This is a genomic window from Rhodococcus sp. NPDC060084 (assembly GCF_042730335.1).
Lineage (GTDB): Bacteria > Actinomycetota > Actinomycetes > Mycobacteriales > Mycobacteriaceae > Rhodococcus.
Map to the genome: position 1 here is coordinate 158,988 of NZ_JBHWWX010000001.1, position 26,965 is coordinate 185,952.

Here is a 26,965-nt window from a genome sequence, read left to right on the forward strand (position 1 = left end):
GCTTCCCCGCCGATCCGCACGCCGGGCACGCCTGTGTAACACGCGCGATACATGCGGGACTACGCTCGAAGTATGGGCAGGCAGCGAGGTGGCCGGGCTGCATCGACGCCGCGCCGGGTGAAAGCGACAGATGCCGCGAAGGGACCCGTGGAGGGTCTGTACGACATCGACACCGGTACATGTGAGCTGGTCAAGGACCGGTATCTGCCCGACGGCTGGGTGCTCGAGGTCAACGGGGTGCCGAGTTCTCATATCGACCTGAGCGATCCCACCCTGCTCGAGTTCGAGTACATGCGCTGGATCGCGCTGCTCGTGGAGAGCAGATTCTCCACCGACACCCGGCTGCGCGCGCTGCATCTCGGTGGCGGCGCGTGCACGATGGCGAGGTATTTCGCAGCCGTGTATCCCGACGCGCGCCAGGTGGTCGTGGAGATCGACGGCCGGCTCGCCGAGTTGGTACGCGAGTGGTTCGATCTTCCGCGCGCACCGCTGCTCCGCATCCGGGTGGGGGAGGCCCGTGCGGTCCTGACCGGCCTCTCGGACGACAGCAGGGACCTCGTGGTGCGGGACGTGTTCGCCTTCGACCGGACGCCTGTTGCTCTGACGACGGTCGAATTCACGCGTCACGCGCGGCGGGTTCTCTCGCCCGGCGGCATCTACGTCGTCAACTGCGGGGACACCCGCGACCTGACCACCGCGCGGCGAGAAGCCGCCACGATCGGGTCCGTGTTCGAACACCTGGCTGTGATCGCCGATCCCGCGATGCTCAAGGGCCGAAGGTACGGCAACATCATCATCGCGGGAAGCGATACGCCACTGTCCGATACCCCTTCGCTGGCAAGGGAATTGCTCGGGGGTGCGGTCCCAGCCCACTTGTGGGACGACACCCAGGTACGGCGGTTCGCGGCCGGTTCGCGCGTGATCGACGACAGTGAGGCCCCGGTCCGGAAGTCCGGCACACCGGTGGACGCCGGAACAAACGGGAAGACGCAGGGGTTGCACGAATCATGACTTCCGTGGACTCGCCCGTATTGCAGGTTTTCCCTCTGGGCTCCCCTTGGCAGACGATCGATCCGTTCCTGTTCGTCGCCCATCACGTCGACGCCTACCCGGCAGGCAACCCCGACCTCGGTCCCGACGCTCCGCTCACCGGTCGTCCGCTCGGTCAGGACTTCGGCAATCCCGAGGGCTGGAACATGTACCACGGCACGACCGTCCCCGGATTCCCGCAGCACCCGCATCGCGGTTTCGAGACAGTGACGTTCGTCCGGACCGGCATCATCGATCATTCCGACTCCGTGGGGGCCACAGCGCGCTTCGGTGAGGGCGATACGCAGTGGCTCACGGCAGGCAACGGCGTGGTGCACAGCGAGATGTTCCCCCTGCTGCACCGTGACCGCCCCAACCCCCTCGAGTTGTTCCAGATCTGGCTCAACCTTCCCCGCGAGTCGAAAACCGCGGAACCTCACTTCGCGATGCTGTGGAACGAGGTCACGCCCACCGTCGTCGCGACCGACGCATCCGGGCGATCCACGCACGTCCGCGTCCTCGCGGGTGCGCTCGGTGACGCGACACCGCCACCTCCACCGCCGGCGTCGTGGGCATCTCGGCCGGAGTCCGACGTCGCGATCTGGAACATCGACCTTTCTGCCGGATCGGAGTGGACACTTCCGCCCGCCGCGGGCCCCGACACCCGCAGGGTCCTGTACGTCTACAGCGGTTCCCCGGTCGCCATCGGTGGTACCGCAGTGGAATCCGGCCACGGTGCGCTGGTCGACGCCACGGCACCGGTGGTACTCCGGGGCGGACCCGACGGGACGCAGATCCTGATGATGCAGGGTCGCCCGATCGGTGAGCCCGTCGTGTCGTACGGGCCGTTCGTGCTCAACGACGAAGACGGCGTCCGGAAGGCTTTCGACGACTACCGGCGCACCGGATTCGGTGGCTGGCCGTGGGAGTCCGACGGCCCGGTGCATCCCGCGGAATCGGGGCGCTTCGCGCGTTACCCCGATGGCAGGGTCGAGACGCCCTGACCGGGCAGAATGCGGATCACCTGAACTGCATGGACCTGTCGACCCGGCCCCATCTCATGGTGGGCAGATCGAGCAGGTAGTTCTGGCGCATGAGCCATGGGCTGCGGGAACCCTGGCCGGGCAGCGTGTTTTCCGCGCGTTGGATATACCCCGAGTTCAATCCGAGCAGCGGTCTGCGTTGCCCGTCGCCGGTGTACGAGGGTACGGCGATGCGGTATCCCTTGCGGCGCATGTATCCGAGCACCCGGCAGACGTACAAAGATGTGAGGTCGGCACGGAGGGTCCAGGACGCATTCGTGTAACCGATGCACAACGCGGCGTTCGGGATGCCGTCGAGCATGGTGCCACGATAGATGACCGTGGAGGAAAGATCGACCGGTTCGCCGTCGACGGCTATCGCGATCCCGCCGGCAGGTACCAGACGAAGGCCGGTGGCAGGGATCAGGATGTCGGCGTCGAGTTCGGTTCCCGAACGCAATCGGACACCCTTCTCGGTGACCGTGTCGATGTGGTCGGTGACGACCTCTGCCGCGCCGGTTCCCAGCGCCTCGAACAGATCGGAGTCCGGCACCACGCACAGGCGCTGGTCCCACGGATCGTACGACGGCGTGAAGTGAGGATCGACCTGCGCCTTGTCACGGAGCCGGCGCGCGGTCAGCGTGCGCAGCACGCGCTTCGCGAGAAACGGTGCCCGCCGGCAGAACTGGTAGAAACCGAGATTGGTCACCACGTTCTTCGCCCGCACCGCGCGGTGGGCGACGGCGCCGGGCAGGTAACGGTGCAGGAGGCGGGCCCACCCGTCCTGCGCCGGAAGAGACATGACGTACGACGGCGAGCGCTGCAACATCGTCACGTGTTCGGCCCGTTCCGCGAGCGCGGGCACCAGGGTCATCGCTGTCGCGCCACTACCGATCACCACGATCCGCTTGCCGTGCCAGTCGAGATCCTCCGGCCAGAACTGGGGATGGACGACCGTCCCCACGAAGTCGTCCAGCCCGGGAATCTCGGGTAGGTACCCGGACTCGTAGCTGTAATAGCCGCTGCACAGGTACAGGAACGAGCACGACATCTCGACGGTCCGGTCTCCGACCCGGGCACGCACCGTCCACCGCGCATGCTCCGACGACCAGGATGCCTCGGTCACCTTGTGCCCGAACCGTATTCGAGTATCGATTCCGTTTTCGTCGGCAGTGTCGCGTACATACTGCAGAATGTCCGCACCGTCGGCGATCGACTTCTCCCCTCGCCACGGCCGGAACGGGTAACCCAGTGTGTACATATCGCTGTCGGATCGGATTCCGGGGTACCGGAACAGGTCCCAGGTTCCGCCGAGGGAGTCGCGGCTCTCGAGAATTGCGTACCGGAGGTCCGGGCACCGCGTCTGCAGGCGGTATCCGGCACCGATTCCGGAAAGACCGGCACCGACGACCAGCACATCGACGTGTTCCACCGGGTTCCTACCCTTCGGTCCAGGCGAGAAGGTCGTCGACGGACCACGTGTTGATCACCCGATCCGGTTCGACGCCCCGCTCGGCAGCGCGCTCACAACCGTAGCCCAGCCACGCGAGTTGCCCGGGTGCGTGGGCGTCGGTGTCGATGGAGAACAGGCACTCCGTCGCCAGCGCGAGATCGATCAGGCGTGACGGGGGATCGCGGCGCTCCGGCCGGGAGTTGATCTCCACCGCGGTGCGGTGGTCGCGGCACGCCGCAAACACCTTCTCGGCGTCGAACTTCGATTCGGGACGCTGCCCGCGACCTCCCGTGACGAGCCTGCCCGTGCAGTGCCCCAGCACATCGACGTGAGGGTTTTCGACAGCACGGAGCATCCGCTTCGTCATCACGTCACGGTCGGCACGGAGGTGGGAGTGCACGCTGGCCACCACCACGTCGAGTTCCGCGAGCAGGCCCTCGTCCTGGTCGAGCGTTCCGTCGTCGAGGATGTCGACCTCGATTCCCGTGAGTATCCGTGCGCCCTCGCCCTTCTCGTTGATCTCCGCGACCACCTCGAGCTGAGTGAGAAGGCGTTCGGCGCTGAGCCCGTTCGCGACCGTGAGCCGGGGGGAGTGGTCGGTGAGCGCGTAGTACTCGTGCCCGATCATCGACGACGCGGCGCGGTGCATCTCGTCGATCGAGCTGCCGCCGTCCGACCAGTCCGTGTGGGTGTGCAGATCACCGCGCAGCGCCGCGAGCAATTCTTGCCCGCCTCTCCCGATGGGTTCGGCTTCCTCGCGCAGCCGGGCGAGATACTCGGGAACGCCGTCGAAGGACTCGCGTATCACCGCTGCGGTCTTCGGACCGATGCCGGGCAGTTCCGTCCAGTTGTCCCGGCGTCGCCTCGAGGACCGCGCCACGTCGTCGAGTCCGGCGACGATGTCGGCCGCGTGCCGGAAGGCCTGGACGCGGTAGGTGGCGGCGTGCTCGCGTTCGAGATAGAACGCGACCTCACGAAGAGCTGTGACCGGATCCATCTCTCCATTGTGGCAACGCGGGTCCGTACGGTGGAGGCCATGCCGAAATGTCCGATTGCTCTTGCCGTCGCCGTCGCGGGCGGTATGTCCGCGTTCGCCTGGGTGTCGTCACAGGTGAGCGCGCAGGCGCAGGGCCGGATGGTGGACATCGCCGAAGCACCCCCTGCGCCCGTGGTGATCGTGCCCGGCGCCCGGGTGCGTGCGGGTGCGCCGATGACGTACCTGCGAGGACGGCTCGACGCGGCCGTCGAGTTGGTCCGCAGCGGCCGGGTGCGGGCGGTGCTGGTGTCGGGCGACGCGGCGGGTACGTCAGGCGACGAGATCGCGGCAATGGTGGGGTACCTCGTTGCGCACGGCGTCGACCGCGAGCATATCGTCACCGATCCGTACGGCCTCGACACCTACGACACCGCTCGCCGGGCGGTGGAGACCTACGGAGTCCGGCACGCGCTGATCGTGACGCAGTCGTTTCATCTGCCCCGCGCCGTCGCGCTGTGCCGCCGGGCGGGCATCGACATCACGGGTGTCCGGGCGAGCGGGGACGTACGAACCCGTACCCGCGTCCGGAATCTTCTCCGCGAGCATCTGCTCTCGCGACCGAAGGCATTCCTGGAGTTGCGGTTCCCCCGTGACCCGGTGGTGTCGACGCCGCGCGACGGCCGGCTCGCCGACATCCTGGCGGTGCGCTGAGCAAGCGGTGTCCTGCCGCGATCGCCATGCCCTCCGCGCGGCTCATAGTGTGGACCCATGCGTCCAACAGCTCTCATCACCGGCGGAGGCCGCGGCCTCGGTGCCGCGATCGCCCGTGAACTCGCCCCCACACACGATCTCCTGGTCGGTGGGCGCAGTCGCGGTTCCCTCGACGCCGTGCTCACCGAACTTCCGGCCGCCACCGCGTGGCCGGTCGATCTCCTCGACCACGATGCCGTTGCACGATCCACGGGGAGCATCGAGCACCTCGACGTTCTTGTACACAACGCCGGAATCGCGGAACTCGGAACGATCGCCGACGGGAACGCCGGTCAGTGGCGCGAGACGTTCGAAAGCAATGTCGTCGCCGTCGTCGAGCTCACCCGGTTGCTGCTCCCTGCGTTGCGTGCAGCGAACGGGCATGTGGTGCTCATCAATTCGGGAGCGGGTCTCCGCGCGAATGCGGGCTGGGGTGCGTATGCGGCGAGCAAATTCGCGCTCCGCGCGTTCGGCGACGCGCTGCGGCTCGAGGAGCCGTCGCTGCGCGTCACCTCGGTCCACCCCGGCCGGATCGACACCGACATGCAAAGGGCGATCATCGCCACCGAAGGTCGCGAGTACGACCCGGAGCAGTTCTTGAAGCCGAGCACGGTGGCCCGGGCGGTGCGGCAGGCGATCGAGACCCCGCGCGACGCGCAGCCCACGGAGATCGTTCTGCGTCCCTGGTGACGCGGGTGCGCCCCGGAGCCGCAGGACTCAGAAGGGCAGCGGAATGACGACCGGAGGTCCGACGGGAATCGGAATCTGGATCTGAGGGGGCGGCGGCGGAGGTGGCGGGGCCGGCGCACGAGGCGGAGCCGGAGCAGGCGCCGGCGGTGGCTGTGGAGCCGGCTCGGGTGCCGGCGGTGGGGCGGGCGCCGGCGGCGGCGGAGGCGGCACGAACACCGGGGGCCGGGCGGGCGGCGGTGCCACCGGGGGCGGTGCGGGTTCGGGTGCCGGCGCGGGCTGCGGTCGCTGCTCCTGTGCACGCTGCTCGGGCGACGGAGACGGTTCGGGTTCCGTCGGCGCGACCTCCGGTGGCGGAGGGGGCGCGGGCGCCTGCTTGCCTTCTCCGATCCGGACCGGCAGGAGGCCACCGGTCATGATGTCGACGACCCGGAACTCCTCGATGGGCTGGGCCGCCGGTTGAACGACGAACAGCCGTTCGGGATTCAGGCCGGACCAGCTTCGGCCCTCGAGCTCGGCACCTTCTGTCAGCACCGGCGACGACAGGGGATTTCCGCGGGCACATCGGACCTTGGGGACTCCGCGGTTGTCGACGAGCACGATCGTCCCCGTCTCGAGTACGGACTGGACGGGTCGTGCCACGCCGTCCTCGTACTCGTGGAGGGTGACGCGCGTATCGGCGCGGAGCAGCACCGGGGTGAGCTTGGCGATATACCCCCGGATGTCGGGGACTTCGAGGACGTCCCGCCACGCGTCTGCCTTGGAGCGGTCACCTTCGAGCGTGTCTACCAGTGCATTCCGGTCACACAGATCTCGTTCGAGGCTCCCACCGTAGAGAGCGGCCCGGTCACCCGACACCGCGGGCGTCGCGCCGTCCGCCGCCACCGGGTCGCCGGCCGTCTCGACGACATCGCGTGCGGGCGGGGGTACGGCCACGGGCGCTTGCGCCGGGAGCAGTCGGCCGGTCCACGGATATTCGCCTTGCGACGTCGCCACCTGGAGTCGCACGGTCGGGGGTTCCTCCGAACCGCCCGATGTGCACGCGCCCGCCACAAGCGTCGCGGTGAGCGCGAGCACCAGCCCGAATCCACGCACTGTGTCGGTGGCCACGTCGCCATGTTAGGGCGATGGCGTACGGAGATATGGCTATTCGGCACTTCCCGCGGGCGAGACGACGTCGGACACGAAGCGGAGGAGCAGAGCGTCCACCTCCGCCTTCCGTTCCATCTGCACGAAATGTCCGGCTCCGGGGAGAAGATGAATGCCCCGCAAGTCGGGCACAGCGGCGCTCATCCGCTCGAGCGCTCCAGGACCGGACATCGTGACGACCGGATCCCGGTCGCCCGCGACGAAGAGCGTCGGCACCGTGATCTCGGCGCCCTCGTAAGGAGCCGAGGCGAGCCAGTTCGCGTCGTACGCCCGGTACCAGCACAGTCCGCCGCCGAAGCCGGTGCGGTCGAATACCGCGGCGTACGTGTCGAGTTCCTCCTCCGAGAGCCACGCCCACGGAAGGGCAGGTGCCTGCGGGAGCACGTCGAGATAGCCGTTCCCCTCGGACGGGTGATTCCACACGTCGAGGTACCGGTACTCACCGGAAAGAGCGAAGAACAGCCGCTGCAGGAATTCTCGCGCCCGCGGATCGAGTTCGGCTTCCGCGACGCCGGGCTCCTGGAAATAGTGCAGGTGCAGAAAATGCTGTCGTGCCATCTTGCGGTACAACTCCGTCGGACGGGCACGGAGCCTGTCCGGCGCGTACGGCACGGCCAGCAGGACCAGACCGGCGACGCGAGAAGGATGACGCAGCGCCGTGGTCCACGCGGCGGGCGCACCGAAGTCGTGGCCGACGAACACCGCGCGGGCGATCCCGAGAGCGTCGAGCAGTCCGACGAGACGGTCGGAGGTCGCGACGGCTGTGTACTGCTCGACGGTGGCCGGACGATCGGTGCCGCCGTACCCCGGCATATCGGGCGCAATCGCCCGATATCCGGCTCCGGCAAGCGCGGCACTCTGGTGCCGGAAGCTGTAGCCCAGACCCGGGAAGCCGTGGCACAGGACGACGGCGGGGCCGTCGCCGCTGTCGTCGATGTTCCACGTGAAACCGTCGACGTCGACGGTGCGGGACGCCATCAGGACGCCGGAACGGTCTTCATGTCCTCCTGGCTCCAGTACGCCTTCATGCTCGAGATTCGCGCCTCGTCGTCGAACGTCATGACGTCGACGACCTCCATGACCAGATCCTGCTCGCCGAGGTGGGTGACGAGCCGGAAGAGGAACGCCGCGTTGTTCTCGGCGATCTTGAGTTCGAGTACTTCGCCCGTCTGCGTCATCGGCTCGATCACACCGTAGAACTCGCGGAGTTCGGCCTCGGTGGTGCGCACGGGCGTACCGATCGGGTCTTCGACCGTGGCGCCGGGCGCGTAGAGCGCAAGCACATCGTCGACCGTTCCCTTCGCGACCGACCGGACATAGTTCTCGACGGTGGCGCGGATCGCGTCACGGGTGGGTGCCATGGGTGAGCCCTCTCGATTTCTGGAACGTGTTCCACGTTGGAGGCTAGAGCACGACGCGCATTCCGACCAGGCTGTGATCACACAGCCCTGGGCCACAGTCGTGCCATGCTTACCCCACCACCGACGGTTCGACCCGCGACGCCAGGAGCACGATGCCCGAGACCCTCGCCTTCACCCTCGACGGACACGCCGGCACGCTCGCGGCCAGGCAATGGGAGACGGCGACGCCCCGATACATCGCGTTGTTGTGCCACGGCTACGGGGAACACGCCGGCCGCTACGACCATGTGGCCGCGCGACTCGTCGACGACGGCGCCGCGGTGTACGCCGTCGACCATGCCGGTCACGGACTCAGCGACGGCGAGCGCGTCTTCGTGCCCGATTTCGAGCTCGTGGTGGACGATTTCCGCCGCCTCGATCTCACCGCCCGGCGCGACCACCCGGGGCTTCCCGTCGCCCTGATCGGACACTCGATGGGCGGCATGATCGCCGCACGGTACGCGCAGCGATTCGGAGACGAACTCGCCGCCGTCGTTCTCTCCGGGCCGGTTCTCGGTACGTGGCCGGTCGTCGATACGCTGCTGGCGGCCGACGAGATCCCTGACACCCCTATCGATCCCGACACACTCTCGCGCGATCCGGAGGTGGGACGCGCGTACATCGACGACCCTCTCGTGTGGCACGGACCGTTCCAGCGGGTCACCGTGCAAGCCCTGAAGGCGTGTCTGGACCTCGTCACGGCGGCCGGCCCGGTCGAGACCGTGCCCGTGCTGTGGCTGCACGGAGAAGACGACCGCCTCGTGCCGCTCGACGGAACCGCGAGCGGCTGGTCCACCTTCGCCGGCAGCACGTCGTCGTCGAAGGTGTACCCCGGCGCGCGACACGAGATCTTCAACGAGACCAACCGGGACGAGGTTCTCGGTGACGTGCTCGATTTCGTGCGCAGCCACCTGCGGGAAGGCCGCACGGGCGGGTGACGACACCCGGAATTCTCCGGTCGGTTCAGGATTGAAGCGTGCCATTCGCGGTTATCCCGCCGAAAGCCACTTTCTCGTGGACCCATCGGAAGGAGTTCCCGTGGCCGAAGAGGATGCATCGCACAAAGCCCGTGAAGGGTTGAGGAAATCCGTGGTCGGCAAGTTCAAGGAAGTAGCCGGTGCACTCACCCGCAACGACTCCCTGACCGCCGAAGGCCGCCTCGAGCAGGAGGAGGCTCGCAAGCGCAAGGAGGCGGACACGTCCGCACAGCTGGCGGACGCCGAAGCGAAGCAGGCCACCGACCATCTCGACGCTGTGCACGAGGCCGGCCGCCAGGAACGTGCGGCGGCGGAACGCCGAGCGGACGCCACGGAGACCCGTGCGCACCAGGAAGCCGAGCTGCGCAAGTACGAGGCCGAACGCGAGCAGCAAGAGCAGGTGGCGCGCGAGCACGCGCAGGCGACGCGCGACGCGGCCCTCGCCGAACAGCGTGCCCGGGCTCGGGAGAACGCGGAAGCGGCCGACGTTGCCGCAGACGTGGGCGACGCCCACGCGGAACACGGAGAAGCCGTCACCGACGCCGAGCGCGCACGCCTCGAGGCGGAACAGGAACGCCGCCGGGCCGAGGCTCTCGAACACGCGCTGGACGAGCACGACCGCTGACGCGGGCGTCAGCGGCGACCCCGCGAACCGTGTTCGACGAGACCCCGACTTCGTACGGCCCACAGAACCGGAGACTGGAGATGTGCCCATGAATCTGACCGCCTTACCCAAAAGCGTTCTGCGACTGCAATATCGCATCGCCCGATTCCCTCTGGGCGTGATCGAACAGCAGTTGCGGTTCCTCCCGTCCGACGCGGCACCGCGCCTGATGTACGAGCGCGGCCTCGGTATGCTCGACGGCATTGTCGGCAGTGTGGTGGGAGACGAGGACATCGCCACACGCGGGGCGCTGGCCAACGAACGCGCGCAGGCCGTGATCCGCGCCGAAGAACTCGACCGGCAGGCGGCCGACGAAAAGCGGGCTGCAGACGAGGAACTGCGGCGCGCGCACGAACGCGCGGCGGACGAGCGCGAGGAGGCGCGACGGAAACGCGAACGCGACGTGGAGCAGGCGCGAGCCCAGCGCGACGAGCGCGAGAAGCAGGCCGCACAGGAAGCCGCGCAGAAGAAGGCAGCGCAGACCGCGCAGGCCACGAAGCAGGCCGAGAAGCAGCAGCAAACCGCCGAAGCGGCGAAGCGGAAGCAGCAGACGGCCGTTCGAGAGGCCGAGAAGCAGGCATCCGAACCGGCCAAGATCGCGCTCGAGGATGCCGTCGCCAAGAAACTCGAGTCGAAGAAGGCCGAGCAGGCCGCCAAGAAGGTGGGCAACCTCGCCGACGCGGAGAAGTCCTCGCGGCGTTCGGCTTCGAGGCAGTCCAAGTAGCAGGAACCGACAGTGCCCGGCAGCTCGTGCGAGCTGCCGGGCACATGTCTACGTGAACACGTCTACTTCACGACGTTGACCATCTTGCCCGGTACGACAATCACTTTCCGGGGCGCGGCGCCGCCGAGCATCTCGACGATCTTCTCGTCCGCCAGCGCGGCGGCTTCGATCGCATCCGGCTTCGCATCGGCGGGCACCGTGATGCGACTGCGCACCTTCCCGTTGACCTGGATCGGGTACTCGACGGAGTCCTCGACGAGCCACTTCTCGTCTGCGGTCGGGAAGGGCCCGTGCGCAAGCGATTCCGTGTGCCCGAGCCGGGACCACAGTTCCTCGGCGAGGTGCGGCGCCACCGGAGCGAGCATGAGCACGAGGGGTTCGACCGCACTGCGCGGCGCACCCGCCGGGTACTGCTTGGTCAGGTGGTTGGTGTACTCGATCAGCTTGGCGATCGCGGTGTTGTCACGCAGGTGTGCGTAGTCGTCCGTCACCCCGGCAACGGCCTTGTTGAGCGCACGCAGGGTCTCGTCGCCGGGTGTCTCGTCCGTGACCCGAACGTCGCCGGTCTCCTCGTCGACCACCAGTCGCCAGGCACGCTGCAGGAAGCGGGACGCACCCACGACGTCCTTGGTCGCCCACGGACGCGACTGGTCCAGCGGGCCCATCGACATCTCGTAGACGCGGAGCGTGTCGGCACCGTAGTCGTGGCAGATCTGGTCGGGCGCAACGGAGTTCTTGAGCGACTTGCCCATCTTTCCGTACTCGCGGGCGACTTCCTGCTCGCCGTCGGGACCCGTCCAGAAGAACTTCCCGTCGCGTTCGACGACGTCCTCGGCCGGGACGTAGACACCGCGCGCGTCGGTGTAGGCGTACGCCTGGATGTATCCCTGGTTGAACAAGCGCCGGTACGGCTCGGACGAGGTCACGTATCCGAGGTCGAACAGCACCTTGTGCCAGAAACGCGCGTACAGCAGGTGCAGCACCGCGTGCTCGACGCCGCCCACGTACAGATCGACGCCGCCGGGATCGTTCGGCCCGTACAGATCCGGGCGCGGCCCGGTCCAGTACTGCTCGTTCTCCTTGGCGCAGAACTCCTCGTTGTTGAGCGGGTCGATGTAGCGCAGCTGGTACCACGAGCTGCCTGCCCACTGCGGCATCACATTGGTGTCGCGGGTGTAGCGCTGCAGACCGTCGCCGAGGTCGAGTTCGACGTTCACCCAGTCCGTGGCCTTCGCGAGCGGAGGCGAGGGGGCCGAGTCGGCGTCGTCGGGATCGAACGAGACGGGAGCGTAATCCTCGACCTCCGGAAGCTCCACGGGCAGCATGGATTCGGGGATCGCGTGAGCCTCGCCCTGTGCGTCGTAGACGATGGGGAACGGTTCGCCCCAGTAGCGCTGGCGCGCGAAGAGCCAGTCGCGCAGCTTGTACTGGACGGTTCCGACTCCCGCCCCGGACTCCTCGAGCTTCGCGATGATCGTCTTCTTCGCGTCCGGCACCGCCAGACCGTCGAGGTAGTCGGAGTTCACGAGCACACCGTCGCCGGTATATGCCGCCTCCGCGATGTCGCCACCGGTGATGACCTCGCGAATCGGCAGCCCGAAGGCGGTCGCGAATTCCCAGTCACGCTGGTCGTGGCCCGGCACCGCCATGATCGCTCCGGTGCCGTACCCGGTCAGGACGTAGTCCGCGATGAAGACCGGCAGCTTCTCCCCGTTGACGGGGTTGACCGCGTAGGCGCCGACGAAGACGCCGGTCTTCTCCTTGCTCTCCTGCCGCTCGAGATCGGACTTGGCCGCGATCGACGCGCGGTACGCGGCGACGGCGTCACCTGGGGACGCGGCGCCACCGGTCCAGCGGGCATCGACACCCTCCGGCCAGGATGCGGCGACGATCTCGTCGACCAGCGGATGCTCGGGTGCGAGAGTGACGTAGGTGGCACCGAACAGCGTGTCGGGCCGGGTCGTGAAGACCTCGATATCCGAATCATGCCCGGCCACACCGAACTTCACCTGTGCGCCGTGGCTGCGCCCGATCCAGTTGCGCTGCATCGACTTGACCTTCTCGGGCCAGTCCAGGTATTCGAGATCGTCGATGAGCCGGTCGGAGTACGCCGTGATGCGCATCATCCACTGCTGGAGGTTCTTCCGGAACACCGGGAAGTTCCCGCGTTCGGAACGGCCGTCCGCGGTGACCTCCTCGTTGGCGAGCACCGTGCCCAGGCCGGGGCACCAGTTGACCAGCGAATCCGAGCGGTACACGAGGCGGTAGCCGTCGAGAGCGGACTGCTTCTCGGCATCCGACAGGTTCGACCAGTCACGGCCGTCCTCGAGGGAGCGGACACCCGCGTCCAGTTCCGCCTCGAGTTCGGAGATCCGGCGGGCCTTCCCTGCCGACCGGTCGTACCACGCGTTGTAGATGGTGAGGAAGATCCACTGCGTCCAGTGGTAGAACTCCACGTCCGTGGTCGCGATGGAGCGACGCTCGTCGTGCCCGAGTCCGAGGCGCCCGAGCTGGCGCTGCATGTTGGCGATGTTCGCCTGGGTGGTCGTGCGGGGATGGGTCCCCGTCTGGACGGCGTACTGCTCCGCCGGCAGCCCGAAGGCGTCGTAACCGAGCGTGTGCAGCACGTTGCGGCCCTGCATGCGGTGATAACGCGCGTAGACGTCCGTCGCGATGTAGCCGAGCGGGTGGCCGACGTGCAGGCCCGCACCCGACGGATAGGGGAACATGTCCTGCACGAACAGCTTGTCGGCCGGCACATCGCCGGCGAGCGCGCCGACGGGATTGGCGGCGTGGAAGGTGCCGCGCTCGCGCCACAGCTCCTGCCAGCGCTGCTCGATCTGCCCCGCGAGTTCGGCGGTATACCGATGCTTCGGGGTGGCGTCGGACGACTGCTGCTGTGCGGCAGCGTGCGGCTGTGCGGAGGTCTGATCGGGACGGGTCACGGTGATCGCTATCTACTCGGCCGGCGTTTGTGGGCTCCTACCAGGGTAGAACGTGCCCGAACCCGACCTCACCGGCGCCTTCCGCCGACGCGTATCCTGACCGAGTGCTGATCGTCGCCCTTCTGCTCTTCCTGCTCGCTCTCGTCGTCGGAGCGGTCGGTGTCGCAGCGCTGGCCGGGAAGTTGCCGCGTAACCGCTGGGCCGGAGTGCGCACCCCCGACTCTCTTCGCGACGACACCACGTTCGCGCTGGCCAACAAGGTTGCCGCCCCCAGCATGCTCGGGGCTGCCGTCCTACTCGCCGTGGGCGGTATCGCCTGCCTGACCCTGCCGACCGTCGCGGCGATCATCGCGATCGTCGTCACCGTCGGGGCGGCGCTCGTCACCGCCGGTGCCGGTGGTGCGGTCGGTGCGCGGGTCGCGGCGGCGACGAAGCCCACGGAATCCGAGGGATGCGGCTCGTCCTGCGGTGCGTGCAGCCTGCGCGGGGCGTGCGAGCCGAGCGCCTGACAGATCCCGGCGCCGGCCTCGCCGGCAGCGTGGAAAAGCTCCGAGGCTCTACTGTGAGGCCGTGTCGCAGAGTGAGGCCGTGTCGCAGACCCGCGTGATCGATCCTGTCGGTGTTGTCTTCGGCATCGTGGTTCCGGTACTCGCCGCCGCCTCGATCGTCGTTCTCGCCCGTCTCTGGGAGCCACGGCTACCGGCCGAGGTGGCAACGCACTGGACCGGATCGCGCCCGGACGGCTTCGGACCGGTCGGCTCGTCGGCGTGGACGATGGCGCTGCTCGTTGCGATGGTCGGGGGCGGTTGCTGTGCGATCGCGGCGCTCGCCCGGTCGTTGCTGCTGATGCGGCGCTACATGCTCGTCATCGGTCTCGGGGTCACCGGGGTGATGGTCGCGACATTCGTCGCCGTGCTCGGCGCCCAGCTCGACGTCGCGGACGCGACACAGACAGCATTTCCCACCTGGTCGATCGCGGTCGGCACGGTCGCGGGTGTCGCCGTCGGATGGCTCGGTGCGGCCCTGCTCCGCGACGGACGCGAACGCACACCCGCATCACGGCCGCCCGCACCCGATCTGCCCCGCGGACCGGTCGAATCATCACCCCTGGTGGACCGAGTCGGTATCGGCGCCGGTGCCACCGTCGTCCTGCTGGGCTCGATCCTCGTGCCCACCGTCCTCGTGTGCGCAGCCACGGACAGCTGGTGGCCGACGGCGGTCGTCGTTCCGGTCGCCGTCCTCGCCGTGAGCCTGCTGCGCTTCACCGTGATCGTGGACGAGAAGGGCATCCGGGTGCGCAACCTCGCGACGGATGCGGTGGTCTACGACCTCGACGAGATCGTCGGGGCCGAGGTCACCGAGACCCGGCCCTTCCAGGACTGGGGCGGCTGGGGTCTGCGGGTGAAGGGGCGCGGCCGATACGGCCTCGTCACCACCACCGGACCGGCTGTGGCGGTGACAACGGCGTCGGGCCACGTCTTCACGGTCACCTCGGCACGCGCCGATGAGCTCGCCGGGGCACTCAACACCCTCGCGGATCGACGCGGCGCCGCCGCATCCAGCGACTCCACCGGGTTGACGGAACCGTCCACCTGACGGTCGGTCAGTTCCGCTCGATCTCGATCGGATGCGTAGCGAGCAGCGCGAGCGGGAGCGGCTGACGGCGCAGGACCCGTGCCCAGAGGTCGACGTGCGCGGGAGTGAAGATGTCGTAGGGAAGCGCGGAGACCACCATCCAGTCGTCGTTGCGCAGCTCTCCGTCGAGTTGACCCCCGCTCCATCCCGCGTACCCGGCAAAGATCCGCACGGCTTCGACGTGCCGGGCGATGACGGCCGGATCCGAATCGAGATCGATCATCACGACGCGCCCGTCGACCCGTCGGATACCGGGCACACCGTCGACGGACATTCCGACCGGGACCGTGCCCAGACACAAAGCCGAACTCCGGTGAACCGGGCCGCCGACGAACAACGCCTTCGGCGCCGCCGCGAGCCGCGTCCACCGTGGCAGCATCGCGTCGACCGAGGTATTGCTGATGCGGTTGAGGACGACGCCGAAACTGCCCGCGTCGGTGTGCTCCACGACGTAGACGACGCTGCGGCGGAAAGTCGGTTCGGTGAGGTCGGTGGCGGAGACGAGGAGACTTCCGGGCCGCACCTTCGGAGTCACAGGTGCGGTGCGGTCCTCGGGTTCCTCCTGGTGCTGCGCCACGAGAGACATTCTGTCACCGGCGTCACCGCGATGTCGGCCGGAACCCGGCTGTCCGCGCGAGCAACGCGAGGTGGTGGTCGAACAACGACTCCGGGTCCGTGAAGGTGTCCGTGCCGTACTGGCCGAACACTTCGAAACTCACCGCCCCGAACAGCGCCGGCCACACGAACAGACCGCGCGCCAGAACGTCGTCCGGCAGGTCTGCGGAAATCTCGGCACGGATGCGATCGAGATCACCGACGAGCCCGGCGGTTGTGGGGACTTCCGTCGCCTCGTCCAGCGCCGCGGCCCGGTGGGCCTCGACCAGGATGCGTACCAGAGTCAGAACGACGCGGGTCCCCGGCTGGGTGGTCCGCTCGGCGGGTGCGTGATAGCCGGGCACAGGGGTACCGAAGATCAGGCCGTACCGGGCCGGCTCGGCACGCGCCCAGGCTCGCACCGCCCGGCCCAACGCGAAGAAGCGTGCCCGGTGGTCGGCGGCATCCACGGCATCGACGGCTGCGTCGACGGCATCGCCGAGTTCGTCGTAGGCATCGATCACCAGCAGGGTCAGGAGTTCGTCGCGGCTTGCGACGTACCGGTAGACGGCCGAGGAGACCACCCCGAGATCGCGGGCGACCGCCCGCAACGACAGGGCCTCGGCGCCACCGGCGGCGAGATGCTCGCGGCCGATGGCCACGATGTCCGCCATCGTGCGGGCACGAGCCCGGGCGCGGGGTGTTGTCACGCCGCCCAGCCTGCCCTACCGGAAGCACCGCAAACAAATGTGAGCACTGCTCCCTGCCGCGCCGGGCGGGACATCCGCGCAAAGTCGCGATCGATAGGGTCGCGTGTGTGCGGGACTCCCAGAAACAGGCGTGGCGATCGACCGCGACGGCGCTACGGCATTCCCCGGGACTCGCGCGACTGACAGCCGTCCGGTTCGCCGGGCAGTTCGGGGACGGTCTGTTCCAGGCCGCCCTCGGCGGAGCCATCCTCTTCAACCCCGAACGTCACACGAATCCGGTGGACATCGCCGTAGGGTTCGCGGTGCTTCTGCTGCCCTATTCGGTGATCGGACCGTTCGCCGGAGCCTTGCTCGACCGCTGGGATCGCCGTCTCGTCCTGGTGTGGGCCAACGCGGTGCGCGGAGTTCTCGTCGCGTCCGCGGCGGCGGTACTCCTCGTGGGTGGGCCACAACTGCCCCTGATGCTGCTGGCACTTGCCGCCGTGGGGGTGAGCAGATTCGTTCTCGCCGGAGTCTCGGCATCACTTCCGCACGTGACGAGGCAGTCGTGGCTCGTCCCGGTCAATTCCGTTCTGGCGACCGCGGGTTCGGTGGTCGCCGCAGCGGGTGCCGCCGTCGCGGTCGCGACGATCGGTGTCGTCGGTGCGGGGGACACGGGTTCCGGCATCGCGGTGGCGGTCGGCGTGACCGGATCGATCGTCGGCGCCGCCGCAGCGGCAGGGTTCCCCCGCAACGCGCTCGGACCCGACGGTGCACGACTCCGTTCGCCCGCGAGCGCGGTACTCGCCGGCCTGCGAACCGGCGCGGGCGCGGTCGCCGAGAATCCCGGAGTCGCTGCCGCGCTGCTCGGTATCGGGGCGCACCGCATCGTGTTCGGCCTGAACACACTCATCACGCTTCTCGTCCTGCGAAACGCCGACAACCCGTCGGACCTACCCGGTGGGCTCGCCGGATTCGGTGCCGCGGTGGCCTGCACGGCGGCGGGAATGCTCCTCGCCGCCGCCCTCACACCGTTCCTCCTCCCACGGCTCGGGCGACCTCGTGCGGTCACCGCCGGATTGCTCGCCGCCGCGGTCGTGCAGTTCGCGTTCGTCACCTCCTTGACGACGGGATCGTTGCTGATCGCCGCTTTCCTCCTCGGGGTCGCGGGACAGACCATCAAGCTGACGGGTGACGCCGCCATGCAGATCGAGATCGACGACGCGCGTCGCGGGCAGGTATTCGCGTTGCAGGACACCGTGTTCAACCTGGCGTTCCTTGCCGCGATCGCCGCGTCGGCCTTCCTGATCGCGCCGGACGGGCGCAGCCCGGGACTTGCCCTGGCCGGCGGGCTGATCTACGTGCTCGCCCTGGCCGGCGTTCTCGCACTCGGGCGGTCGCGGACCTAGTCACGACCCCCGCAGGGCCGGAAGCGCGGCGCGATGAACGCGAATCTCCATGGCCTTGACGACGAACCACACGGCCGAGCCCGGCTCGAGACCGAGATCCGCAACCGCGGCGGGCGTCACTTCCGCCGCCAGACCGGCGACTCCGGTGCGCACCAGCACCGTCGAGCCCCGGGCCTCGACTTCGGTGACGGTCACCTCGAACGCATTGCGGGGACTCCCGTGTGGCTCGTCCACGTACACCGCGACCGCGGCGGGGGAGAAGACGGCCGCGGCCACATCTCCCGGTACGCACTCCTCGTCGACGACGCCGTGCACGGCACCGACCTCCGTCTCCACGCCATCCGCTGTCACCGTGCCGGCGATCAGGTTCATCCCGGCGATCTGTGCGGCGAAAGCGCTCCGTGGCCGGGTGAGGACGTCCCGCACCGCGCCGTGTTCCACGACACGTCCCGATTCGACCACCACGACGCGGTCGGCGAGGGCCAGGGCGTCGAGGGGGTCGTGTGTGACCACGAGCGCCGTGCGCCGGTCCTCACGCAGTATCCGGCGCAGCAGTGACCTGATCGCCGGCGCCGCAGCGACATCCAGCGCGGCCATGGGTTCGTCCAGCAGGAGCAACTGCGGGTCGGCAGCGAGAGCGCGGGCGATCGCGACCCGCTGAGCCTGCCCGCCCGACAAACGGTGCGGTTTGCGGTCGGCGAACGCCACCGCGTCGACGGCGTCGAGCCAGCGCAACGCCTCGGTATGCGCGGCGCGGCGGCTCATTCCGGCACTGCGCGGTGCGAAGGCCACGTTGCCCGCAGCGGTCAGGTGCGGGAACAGCAAAGCCTGTTGTGCCAGCAGGGCAACCGACCGGCGATGGGGCGGCACCGCGACACCCGCCGACGTGTCGGTGAGGATCCGGCCACCGAGCTCGATCCGGCCTTCGTCCGGAAGAACCAGTCCTGCAATCAGGTTCAGCAGCGTCGATTTCCCGGCACCGTTGGGACCGAGGATCGCGACCACGCTGCCCGATGCCACGTCCAGGTCGAAGTCGACGGACCGTGCGTCCACCCGTGCGTGCACGTGCAGTTCGCTCACCAGTCGCCACCTGCCCGGCGTCCGCGTGCGGCCACCACGATGAGCACTGCCACGACGACCAGGAGCAGCGACAACGCCACGGCGGCATCGGGATCGGTTTCCCGCTGCAGATAGATCTCGAGAGGGAGGGTGCGGGTGACGCCCTGGAGGCTGCCCGCGAAAGTGAGAGTCGCGCCGAATTCCCCGAGCGCCCGCGCGAACGCCAGGATCGCACCGGAGACGAGTCCCGGCAGCACCAACGGCAGGGTGACCCTGCGGAAGACCGTAGTGGGCCGGGCGCCCAGCGTCGACGCCACCGCCTCGTACCGTCGGCCCGCGGTACGCAACGCTCCCTCGAGACTCATCACCAGGAACGGCAACGCCACGAAGGTCTGTGCCAGCACGACAGCGGTGGTGGAGAACGCGATCCGGATCCCGAACGCCTCGAGGTGCTCACCGATGAGGCCGCGTCTGCCGAAGGTGTACAGCAGCGCGATCCCACCCACCACGGGTGGCAGCACGAGCGGCAGCAGGACCAGTGAACGGAGCACCGGCATCACGCGGGACGTGCTGCGTGCGAGCACGGCAGCCATGGGCACACCGAACACGATGCACAGCACGGTGCTGGTGAACGCGGTCCGCACGCTGAGCGCGAGCGCCTGCATCGATGCCTCGGACGTGACCAGTTCCGGGAAGCGGTGCCAGTCGACGGAGAGCACGATCGAGACCAACGGCAGCACCACGAACAGGCCGCCGGCGATCGCCGGAAGATAGATCCACGCCGGCAGACCGGTCGGGGTGCGGGCCGCCGTCATGGACCGGCGAACCCGGCTTCCCCGAGAATCTCCAGCCCTTCGGGTCCGGCGACGAAATCGACGAACGCGCGGGCGGCGTCCGGATTCCGGGAATCTTCGAGTACGGCGATCGGATAGGAGTTGACGGAGTCCCCGGACTCGGGAAACGCCACGACGGTGACGGCGTCGCCCGCGGCGCGCGCATCGGTGACGTAGACCAGTCCGGCGTCGGCCTGTCCCGAGGTGACCTTGGCGAGCACGTCGGCGACGGAGGATTCCTCGCTGACCGGCGACAGTTCGGTTCCGGTCGCCTCCTCGGCGCGCACGGTGGCGGCGCCGCACGGCACCTGGGGTGCGCAGACGACCGCCGACACGCCGTCGCGGCCGAGGTCGTCGAACGAGGTGATGCCCTTCGGATTCCCCGGCTCGGTGACAATCGTGAGCGTGTTGGCCGCGAAGAGCACCGGATCACCGGCGACGAGACCCTCGTCCACGACGCGGGACATCGTGACGGTATCGGCGGACGCGAACACGTCGGCGGGTGCGCCCTGCGCCAGTTGGCCGGCGAGGTCCGACGACCCTGCGAAGTTGAACACCACGGCGGCGTCGTCGTGCACTTGCTCGAACGCGGTGCCGATCTCGGTGAACGTGTCCCTGAGCGACGCTGCCGCGAACACCGTGACAGTGCCCGTCACACCGTCACCCGACGGATTCCGATCACTCTGTTCCGAACCGCAGGCGACCGAAGCCAGTGCCACGGACGCCACCAGGATCCATCCTGCGCGCACGCGCCTCACGAGGACCCTCCGGGTGTTTCGATGATGACGGTTGTCGCTTTGACGACCGCGACCGCGACGCTGCCCGGTTCGAGGCCGAGTTCCCGCACCGCTTCGGTGCTCATGAGAGATACGACCCGATGCTGCCCGCACTGCATCTCGACCTGCGACATCACCGGGTCCGAGACGACCCGGGTGACGAGACCGACGAATTTGTTGCGGGCGGAACTCCCGACGCCGAGCAGATCCGGTGCCGCGTCGGCTTGGGCCCGCGAGAACGCCGCGAGTTCGCTGCCGTCGACCACTTTGCGGCCGGTGTCGTCCTTGCTCGCACGAAGGGCGCCCTGGTCGATCCAGCGCCGCACGGTGTCGTCGCTGACACCGAGCAGGCGTGCGGCGTCGCGGATACGGAAAGTCGTCACGATATGTTCCGCACACAAGTCACGAACTGGACGATACGTCCGCAGATGCGGTTGTATCAACCTTCTCAGTAGACGTCGCGCACGTACCGCTTCTCAGCACTCAAACGATCGACGTATGCCGCTGCCGCCTCCTGGTCGAGCCGGCCGTGGGTCTGCACCACCTCGCGGAGCATCGCGTCGACATCTTTCGCCATGCGCCCGGCGTCCCCGCAGACGGCGAAATGAGCGCCGTCCTCCAGCCATCTCCAGAGCTGGGCGCCCTGCTCACGCATGCGGTCCTGCACGTACACCTTCTGTCGCTGGTCACGCGAGAACGCGAGGTCCAGCTTGGTGAGGAACCCGTCGGCGTGCATCTTCTCGATCTCGTCGCGGTACAGGTAGTCGGTGTCCGACCGCTGGTCGCCGAAGAAGAGCCAACTGCGACCGGTGTGCCCGGATTCGCGGCGGTCGTGGAGGAAGGCCCGAAACGGCGCGATCCCCGTTCCCGGCCCGACCATGATCATCGGAGTATCGCCGGGTGGTGGCCGGAAGTGCGGATTCCGCTGCACGAAGATGGGGATGTCGACGCCCTTGCTGTGGTCGGCGAGGAAGCCCGAGCACACGCCGGCCCGGTCGCGGCCCTCGAAGCCGTATCGCACCACCGACACGGTGAGCTGCACCTCCCGCGGGTTGGACTTCGGACTCGACGAGATCGAGTAGCTGCGTGGCTGAAGCCGCGTGAGCACACCGAGCCACTCGTCGAGCGGTGCCTTGAACGGGTATTCGGCGATGACATCCATCGCCTGCCGCCCCCACAGCCACCGCTGCAATTCCATCTTGTTTCCGGGTCGCAGCAGCTTGGCGAGTTCCGGACTCCCGCTCTGGCGTTGCACGAAGCGCAGCAATTCGGGAGTGGTCCTGGTGATGTCGAGGTACCGAGCCGCGGCCTCCCGGAGAGGGACGGTGGGACGATCGACGCTTTCGACGGGCGCCTCCGCGTCGAGCGCGGTGACCTGCATCCATTCTTCGACGGCCTCGGGGCAGTTGGTCGGCATCACCCCGAGGGCATCTCCCGCACAATATTCGAATTCCGGGTCGAACAGCTCGAATCCGAACTGCCGCACATCCTTCGACGATCCGGCTCCACTGAGTGCGATGTTGCGTGTCAGGCGGGTGACGAGCGGGGACTTGCGGCTGTACACGGATGCCCGCGGCGGGACAGGTTGCGCGGGCGCGTCACCGGCCACCAGATTCTGGACCGAGCACACCCATTCGTTCGCGCGGTCCTCGAAATCCGGTTCACAGTCCACGCGTGGAACCATCCGGGTCGCTCCGAGATCGGCCAGCCGGTCGTCCACCTTGCGTCCGTACCCGCAGAAGTCGTCGTAACTGGAGTCGCCGAAAGCCAGTACCGCATAGCGGGTACCGGCGAGCGACGGTGCGTCTGCACCGTTCAAGCTCTTCCAGAACGCCGAAGCGTTGTCCGGCGCGTCGCCGTCACCGAACGTACTTGTCACCACCAGCAATTCCGGTATCTGCACGAGATCCGCGACGGTCAGCGTCCCCATCCCGACCGCGGTGGCCTCACGTCCCGCGGCACGAAGACGCTCGGCGCAGGTGTGCGCGAATCCTTCGGCATTCCCCGTCTGCGACGCCCACGCCACCACGACCGGCGGTTCCGGGTTCCGGTCCCCGGCCGCGGCATCGGAGCCGGCGTCGATCGCAGCGCTCTGCGAGTACATCCCCGCGAACAGTCCGTCGAGCCACGCCCGGGTCGCGGGGGGAAACGGCGCCGAAGCCGGCAGCGACGGCGCGGCGGTGACATCGGACGACCGCAGACCGGCGAGAAGACCTGCGAGATAGCGTTTCTCGTCGTCGCCGAACAGGGGAGCGGGGATACCGCCGACTCCGAGCGTCTCCGCGAGCCGTCCGACGACCGAATCGTCGGCGGGCAGGGAAGGGGATACAGGTGCTGCCGCGACTTTCGTCACGGCGACCGCGCAGAACTTGAATTCTGGCTGGAGCGACGCGGAATCGACGGCGTCGTTGGTCACGACGTTGATCGCGCGATCGTTCCCGAACAGGTCGTTCCAGTGGAACGGGGCGAAACAGTTTCCCGGCATCACCCGATCGGTCACCACCGCCGGAAGGACGGCGCGCCCCCGCCGCGATGCGATGTCCACCGCGTCACCGTCGACGATCGACAACCGCGCGGCATCCTCGGGACTGATCTCCACGAACGGTCCGGGGTCGAGTTTTCCGAGCTTGGCGATCTTGCCCGTCTTGGTGAGCGTGTGCCATTGGTGTTGTACGCGACCGGTATTGAAAACGAACGGGTAGTCGTCGTCGGGCAGTTCGGCTGTGGGCAGATGCGGACGGGGGAAGAACCGGGCTCGTCCGTCCGGTGTCGCGAAGGCCAGTTCCGGTACGGATCCGTCGTCGCGGACCACCAGCGTCCGGCTGTCTCCGTCGTTGAGATACCGGACCGGACTGCGATCGTCGGTGCGGCCGGGGCCACACGGCCATTGCACCGGGCCGTGCCGCAGCCTGTCGTATGTCACGCCGCGCAGGTCGTACCCCGTCTGCGGATTCCAGAACTGCGTGATCTCGTCGAAGATCTCCTCCGCGCACGAGTAGGTGAACGCGTCACCGAACCCCATCTCACAGGCGACACGCGCGATGATCTGCCAGTCGGGCAGTGCCTCTCCGACCGGTTCGACGGCCTGTTGCAACAGGTTCAGAGTGCGGTCGGATCCGACTGTCACGTAGTCGGACTCCGCCCACAGGGCACCCGGAAGGAGGATGTCGGCGTACGCATTCGTTTCGGTCTCGAGGAACACGTCCTGGGCGATGACGAGTTCCGCGTTCTCGAGACCCTCGAGAACGGTCGCCCGGTTCGCGACCGAGGCCACCGGGTTGGTGCAGATGATCCAGCACGCCTTGATCATTCCTTGTGCCATTTCCCGGAACATGTCGACGGTGCCGGTGCCTGCTTCGGCGCGCAGCGTGCCGGGAGGTAGCGCCCACTGCTCCTCGACGAACACCCGGTCGTCGCCGGACAACACGCTGCGCTGGCCCGGCAGGCCGGGACCCATGTACCCCATCTCGCGACCACCCATCGCGTTGGGCTGACCGGTCAGCGAGAACGGGCCGCTTCCGGTGCGGCAGATCGCTCCCGTGGCGAGATGGAGATTGCAGATCGCGTTGGTGTTCCAGGTGCCGTGGGTGCTCTGGTTGAGCCCCATCGTCCAGCAACTCATCCACTCGCCGGCCTCGCCGATCCATCGTGCAGCCGTGCGGATGTCGGCTTCCTCGAGGCCGGTGATGCCGGCGACGAGAGCGGGCGGGTACTCGGCGAGGAACTCCTCCATCGCTTCCCAGCCCTCGGTGTACTCCTCGACGAAGTCACGATCGACGTGCCCGTTCTCGACGATCAGGTGGAGCAGGCCGTTGAGCAGTGCGAGGTCGGTACCCGGCGCGATCTGCAGGAACAGGTCCGCTTTGTCCGCGGTGGCGGTGCGCCGAGGATCGACGACGACGAGCTTGGCCCCGGCTCGGACACGTTCCATCATCCGCAGGAAGAGGATGGGGTGACAGTCGGCCATGTTCGAACCCGAGACGAAGAACAGATCGGCGTGCTCGAAGTCCTCGTACGAGCCGGGTGGCCCGTCCGAACCGAGCGACTGCTTGTAGCCGGTGCCCGCAGAGGCCATGCACAGCCGCGAGTTCGATTCGATCCGGCTCGTGCGCACGAATCCCTTGGCGAGCTTGTTCGCGAGGTATTGCGCCTCGAGCGACATCTGTCCGGAGACGTAGAACGCCACCGCATCGGGTCCGTGGGTTCCGATGATCTCCGTGAGACGGCGTGCGGTGTCGGCGACGGCCGCGTCCACCGGCACCGGCGAAGGAGCGCCGCCGCGGCGGTCACGCACGTACGCGGTCTCGAGACGGCCCGCCGCAGCCAGCATCTCCGCGCTTGTCGCACCCTTGGTGCACAGGCGCCCCCGATTGGTGGGGTGCTCCTTGTCGCCGTACGCCTTGACCACCCTGCGGGCACCGGTATCGGGATCGGTGGCGACGTCGAGCACCATGCCGCACCCGACACCGCAGTAGGAGCACGCGGTCTTCACCGTCGTGATGTCATCCCGCATCCGAATCTCCTACCCGGCACCGCGTCCGCCGGCAGTGAACCGAGGGGCACGCCGTTGCCGTCGCCGATACGACGACTTCCATGCTGCGGACTCGGTGTTTCGGACGCGTCACATGGGATGAGCACGCTGTGACATCTGGCTCACGGGTGACGGGAGGAGGTGTGAGGTGCCGGCAACACGCTCAGGACTTCGGTTGCTGCTCCCACCATTTCAGGAGCTCGGCCTCGGCGTCGTCGCGATCGAGTGGACCGCGATCGAGGCGCAACTCCTTGAGGAACTTCCACGCCCTGCCCACCTCGGGGCCCGGCGGAATGCCGAGAACTTCCATGATCGCGTTGCCGTCGAGATCCGGGCGGACCTTCGCGACGCCCTCTTCCTCCGCCAGTCGCGCGATGCGCACCTCGAGATCGTCGTAGGTGGCCTGCAGTGCTGCGGCGCGCCGTTTGTTGCGGGTGGTGCAATCGGCCCGAACCAGCTTGTGGAGCCGGGGGAGGAGGTCCCCGGCATCGTGCACGTACCGCCGCACCGCCGAGTCCGTCCATTGGCCCTTGCCGTACCCGTGGAAGCGCAAGTGCAGAAACACCAGCTGGCCGACGTCCTCGATCATCTGCTTCGGGTACTTCAGGGCCCGCATCCGCTTGCGCACCAGCTTCGCCCCGACCACCTCGTGGTGATGGAAGCTGACGCCGCCGCCGGCCTCGTTGCGCTTGGTGCCGGGCTTGCCGATGTCGTGGAGCAGCGCCGCCCAGCGCAGCACCAGGTCCGGGTCGCCGTCCTCGAGATCGATCGCCTGGGTGAGCACGGTGAGCGAATGCCAGTACACGTCCTTGTGCTGGTGATGCTCGTCGATCTCGAGTTTCATCGCGGGGATCTCCGGGATGACGCGCTCCGCCAGGCCGGTCTCCACCATGCACTCGATGCCGTCGACCGGATGGTCCCCCAGGATCAGCTTGTCGAGTTCGGCCCGCACCCGCTCGGCGCTGATGCGCAAGATCTCGTCCGCCATCTCGCGGATCGCCGTCTGGACCCGCTCGGTGAGCGAAAAGCCCAGTTGGGAGACGAATCGGGCCGCCCGCAACATGCGCAGCGGGTCGTCCTCGAACGAGTCCTCGGGCCGAGCCGGAGTGTCGAGAACACCTGCGAGCAACGCGTCGAGCCCACCGAGCGGGTCGACGAACTCGCCGGCACCGTCCGGACCGATCCGAACGGCCATCGCATTGACGGTGAAGTCACGGCGTACGAGATCGTCCTCGAGGCTCGTTCCGTACTCGACGACGGGATGGCGGGTGACACGGTCGTAGGCGTCGCTGCGGAACGTGGTGATCTCGAGTTGTTCGGATCCCTTTGCCGCGCTGACCGTGCCGAAGTCGATGCCGGTGTCCCACTGATGGTCCACCAACCCGCGCAGCAGTTCCTGGACCTTCTCGGGGCGCGCGTCTGTCGTGAAGTCGAGGTCGGTACCCAACCGGCCGAGAAGCGCGTCGCGGACGCTCCCGCCGACGAGATACAGCTCATGGCCCGCCTCGGTGAACCGCGCACCGAGTGGAGCCAGGACATCGGACAACGAGCGCAGAGTGACGTCGGCTCCGGCGAGCAACCGGGTTCGGCGGTCGAGGTCTGCGGTGGGTGAGTTCACGTCTTTGCACCTTACCGAGCAGGGCGTTCGTGTGGTTGAGCCGGG

The 26,965-nt window shown here is 68.0% G+C and carries 24 protein-coding genes; 10 read left to right on the top strand and 14 right to left on the bottom strand.

Features of this window, described 5'->3' with window-relative positions:
• The first annotated feature begins 72 nt into the window (after positions 1-72).
• Together ACFWBU_RS00770 and ACFWBU_RS00775 are read left to right on the top strand one after the other, a co-directional pair.
• Positions 73-1,011, top strand: coding sequence for a spermidine synthase (locus tag ACFWBU_RS00770; RefSeq protein WP_296551280.1), 939 nt, complete (start codon positions 73-75; stop codon positions 1,009-1,011).
• Positions 1,008-2,033: a pirin family protein gene (locus ACFWBU_RS00775; protein WP_296551281.1), complete on the top strand. Its 1,026-nt coding sequence runs from the start codon at positions 1,008-1,010 to the stop codon at positions 2,031-2,033. Before ACFWBU_RS00770 ends, ACFWBU_RS00775 begins: the two co-directional genes overlap by 4 nt.
• A gap of 16 nt (positions 2,034-2,049) precedes the next feature.
• Here the strand turns inward: ACFWBU_RS00775 and ACFWBU_RS00780 are convergent, their stop codons facing one another.
• Positions 2,050-3,483, bottom strand: a complete 1,434-nt coding sequence (locus ACFWBU_RS00780; protein ID WP_378527176.1) for a flavin-containing monooxygenase — start codon at positions 3,481-3,483, stop codon at positions 2,050-2,052.
• Positions 3,484-3,490: 7 nt separating this feature from the next.
• Complete coding sequence (locus tag ACFWBU_RS00785) at positions 3,491-4,501, bottom strand: PHP domain-containing protein (protein ID WP_169620936.1); 1,011 nt, start codon at positions 4,499-4,501, stop codon at positions 3,491-3,493.
• Between the two features lie 39 nt (positions 4,502-4,540).
• Between ACFWBU_RS00785 and ACFWBU_RS00790 the strand changes: the two genes are divergently transcribed.
• Positions 4,541-5,191, top strand: coding sequence for a vancomycin high temperature exclusion protein (locus ACFWBU_RS00790; protein WP_378527177.1), 651 nt, complete (start codon positions 4,541-4,543; stop codon positions 5,189-5,191).
• Positions 5,192-5,248: 57 nt separating this feature from the next.
• Complete coding sequence (locus ACFWBU_RS00795; RefSeq protein ID WP_169620934.1) at positions 5,249-5,920, top strand: SDR family oxidoreductase; 672 nt, start codon at positions 5,249-5,251, stop codon at positions 5,918-5,920.
• A 27-nt stretch (positions 5,921-5,947) separates the two neighbouring features.
• Here ACFWBU_RS00795 and ACFWBU_RS00800 read toward each other — a convergent pair whose 3' ends face one another.
• Genes ACFWBU_RS00800 through ACFWBU_RS00810 form a run of 3 tightly spaced genes read right to left on the bottom strand, consistent with a single transcriptional unit; the run spans position 5,948 to position 8,427 of the window.
• Positions 5,948-7,027, bottom strand: a complete 1,080-nt coding sequence (locus ACFWBU_RS00800) for a DUF6777 domain-containing protein (protein WP_378527180.1) — start codon at positions 7,025-7,027, stop codon at positions 5,948-5,950.
• 36 nt (positions 7,028-7,063) lie between these two features.
• Positions 7,064-8,044 (bottom strand): alpha/beta fold hydrolase, encoded by a 981-nt coding sequence (locus ACFWBU_RS00805; RefSeq protein ID WP_169620932.1) that lies wholly within the window; start codon positions 8,042-8,044, stop codon positions 7,064-7,066.
• Positions 8,044-8,427: a nuclear transport factor 2 family protein gene (locus ACFWBU_RS00810; RefSeq protein WP_169620931.1), complete on the bottom strand. Its 384-nt coding sequence runs from the start codon at positions 8,425-8,427 to the stop codon at positions 8,044-8,046. The genes ACFWBU_RS00805 and ACFWBU_RS00810 overlap by 1 nt, the downstream gene beginning before the upstream one ends.
• 152 nt (positions 8,428-8,579) lie before the next feature.
• On the opposite strand from ACFWBU_RS00810, the gene ACFWBU_RS00815 reads away from it, so the two are divergent.
• The 3 genes from ACFWBU_RS00815 to ACFWBU_RS00825 all read left to right on the top strand — a co-directional run bounded on the left by ACFWBU_RS00815 (position 8,580) and on the right by ACFWBU_RS00825 (position 10,831).
• Positions 8,580-9,404: an alpha/beta hydrolase gene (locus tag ACFWBU_RS00815; protein WP_378527182.1), complete on the top strand. Its 825-nt coding sequence runs from the start codon at positions 8,580-8,582 to the stop codon at positions 9,402-9,404.
• A gap of 100 nt (positions 9,405-9,504) precedes the next feature.
• On the top strand, positions 9,505-10,068 hold the full coding sequence (locus tag ACFWBU_RS00820; RefSeq protein ID WP_378527183.1) for a CsbD family protein: 564 nt from the start codon (positions 9,505-9,507) through the stop codon (positions 10,066-10,068).
• Between the two features lie 88 nt (positions 10,069-10,156).
• Complete coding sequence (locus tag ACFWBU_RS00825; RefSeq protein ID WP_378527185.1) at positions 10,157-10,831, top strand: IF2 family translation initiation factor; 675 nt, start codon at positions 10,157-10,159, stop codon at positions 10,829-10,831.
• A 62-nt stretch (positions 10,832-10,893) separates the two neighbouring features.
• Here ACFWBU_RS00825 and leuS read toward each other — a convergent pair whose 3' ends face one another.
• Entirely contained in the window at positions 10,894-13,776 is a 2,883-nt protein-coding gene (gene leuS / locus ACFWBU_RS00830) for a leucine--tRNA ligase (protein ID WP_378527186.1), read from the bottom strand.
• 104 nt (positions 13,777-13,880) lie between these two features.
• Here leuS and ACFWBU_RS00835 point away from each other — a divergent pair, with 104 nt between their 5' ends.
• Both ACFWBU_RS00835 and ACFWBU_RS00840 read left to right on the top strand, forming a co-directional pair.
• Positions 13,881-14,285, top strand: a complete 405-nt coding sequence (locus tag ACFWBU_RS00835) for an SdpI family protein (protein WP_169620926.1) — start codon at positions 13,881-13,883, stop codon at positions 14,283-14,285.
• 79 nt (positions 14,286-14,364) lie between these two features.
• The gene (locus ACFWBU_RS00840) at positions 14,365-15,372 is read left to right on the top strand and encodes a DUF1648 domain-containing protein (protein ID WP_378527246.1); all 1,008 of its coding nucleotides are present in this window, start codon (positions 14,365-14,367) and stop codon (positions 15,370-15,372) included.
• A gap of 7 nt (positions 15,373-15,379) precedes the next feature.
• Here the strand turns inward: ACFWBU_RS00840 and ACFWBU_RS00845 are convergent, their stop codons facing one another.
• On the bottom strand, positions 15,380-15,997 hold the full coding sequence (locus ACFWBU_RS00845) for a YqgE/AlgH family protein (protein ID WP_206036880.1): 618 nt from the start codon (positions 15,995-15,997) through the stop codon (positions 15,380-15,382).
• Between the two features lie 13 nt (positions 15,998-16,010).
• Positions 16,011-16,679, bottom strand: coding sequence for a TetR/AcrR family transcriptional regulator (locus ACFWBU_RS00850; protein ID WP_169621080.1), 669 nt, complete (start codon positions 16,677-16,679; stop codon positions 16,011-16,013).
• Positions 16,680-16,822: 143 nt separating this feature from the next.
• Here ACFWBU_RS00850 and ACFWBU_RS00855 point away from each other — a divergent pair, with 143 nt between their 5' ends.
• A complete protein-coding gene (locus ACFWBU_RS00855; RefSeq protein ID WP_378527187.1) occupies positions 16,823-18,103 on the top strand; it encodes an MFS transporter in 1,281 nt (426 codons plus the stop codon).
• Here the strand turns inward: ACFWBU_RS00855 and ACFWBU_RS00860 are convergent, their stop codons facing one another.
• The 6 genes from ACFWBU_RS00860 to ACFWBU_RS00885 form a co-directional block, all read right to left on the bottom strand.
• Positions 18,104-19,183, bottom strand: a complete 1,080-nt coding sequence (locus tag ACFWBU_RS00860; RefSeq protein ID WP_169620923.1) for an ABC transporter ATP-binding protein — start codon at positions 19,181-19,183, stop codon at positions 18,104-18,106.
• The gene (locus tag ACFWBU_RS00865) at positions 19,180-19,977 is read right to left on the bottom strand and encodes an ABC transporter permease (protein WP_296551298.1); all 798 of its coding nucleotides are present in this window, start codon (positions 19,975-19,977) and stop codon (positions 19,180-19,182) included. The genes ACFWBU_RS00860 and ACFWBU_RS00865 overlap by 4 nt, the downstream gene beginning before the upstream one ends.
• Positions 19,974-20,753 carry a molybdate ABC transporter substrate-binding protein gene (gene modA / locus ACFWBU_RS00870; protein WP_169652319.1) on the bottom strand — a complete coding sequence of 260 codons (780 nt, stop codon included), beginning with the start codon at positions 20,751-20,753 and terminating at the stop codon, positions 19,974-19,976. The genes ACFWBU_RS00865 and modA overlap by 4 nt, the downstream gene beginning before the upstream one ends.
• A complete protein-coding gene (locus ACFWBU_RS00875) occupies positions 20,750-21,154 on the bottom strand; it encodes a molybdopterin-binding protein (RefSeq protein WP_169620920.1) in 405 nt (134 codons plus the stop codon). The genes modA and ACFWBU_RS00875 overlap by 4 nt, the downstream gene beginning before the upstream one ends.
• 65 nt (positions 21,155-21,219) lie before the next feature.
• Positions 21,220-25,284: a molybdopterin-dependent oxidoreductase gene (locus tag ACFWBU_RS00880; protein ID WP_378527189.1), complete on the bottom strand. Its 4,065-nt coding sequence runs from the start codon at positions 25,282-25,284 to the stop codon at positions 21,220-21,222.
• Between the two features lie 181 nt (positions 25,285-25,465).
• Positions 25,466-26,920 carry a CCA tRNA nucleotidyltransferase gene (locus tag ACFWBU_RS00885; protein WP_169620918.1) on the bottom strand — a complete coding sequence of 485 codons (1,455 nt, stop codon included), beginning with the start codon at positions 26,918-26,920 and terminating at the stop codon, positions 25,466-25,468.
• Between the last annotated feature and the right edge of the window lie 45 nt (positions 26,921-26,965).

Coding starts and splice junctions, on each gene's coding strand:
- ACFWBU_RS00810 (WP_169620931.1), bottom strand. CDS start 8,427: ATGGCACCCACCCGTGACGCGATCCGCGCCACCGTCGAGAACTATGTC.
- ACFWBU_RS00795 (WP_169620934.1), top strand. CDS start 5,249: ATGCGTCCAACAGCTCTCATCACCGGCGGAGGCCGCGGCCTCGGTGCC.
- ACFWBU_RS00775 (WP_296551281.1), top strand. CDS start 1,008: ATGACTTCCGTGGACTCGCCCGTATTGCAGGTTTTCCCTCTGGGCTCC.
- ACFWBU_RS00880 (WP_378527189.1), bottom strand. CDS start 25,284: ATGCGGGATGACATCACGACGGTGAAGACCGCGTGCTCCTACTGCGGT.
- ACFWBU_RS00845 (WP_206036880.1), bottom strand. CDS start 15,997: ATGTCTCTCGTGGCGCAGCACCAGGAGGAACCCGAGGACCGCACCGCA.
- ACFWBU_RS00770 (WP_296551280.1), top strand. CDS start 73: ATGGGCAGGCAGCGAGGTGGCCGGGCTGCATCGACGCCGCGCCGGGTG.
- ACFWBU_RS00850 (WP_169621080.1), bottom strand. CDS start 16,679: ATGGCGGACATCGTGGCCATCGGCCGCGAGCATCTCGCCGCCGGTGGC.
- ACFWBU_RS00785 (WP_169620936.1), bottom strand. CDS start 4,501: ATGGATCCGGTCACAGCTCTTCGTGAGGTCGCGTTCTATCTCGAACGC.
- ACFWBU_RS00805 (WP_169620932.1), bottom strand. CDS start 8,044: ATGGCGTCCCGCACCGTCGACGTCGACGGTTTCACGTGGAACATCGAC.
- ACFWBU_RS00815 (WP_378527182.1), top strand. CDS start 8,580: ATGCCCGAGACCCTCGCCTTCACCCTCGACGGACACGCCGGCACGCTC.
- ACFWBU_RS00865 (WP_296551298.1), bottom strand. CDS start 19,977: ATGACGGCGGCCCGCACCCCGACCGGTCTGCCGGCGTGGATCTATCTT.
- ACFWBU_RS00825 (WP_378527185.1), top strand. CDS start 10,157: ATGAATCTGACCGCCTTACCCAAAAGCGTTCTGCGACTGCAATATCGC.
- ACFWBU_RS00790 (WP_378527177.1), top strand. CDS start 4,541: ATGCCGAAATGTCCGATTGCTCTTGCCGTCGCCGTCGCGGGCGGTATG.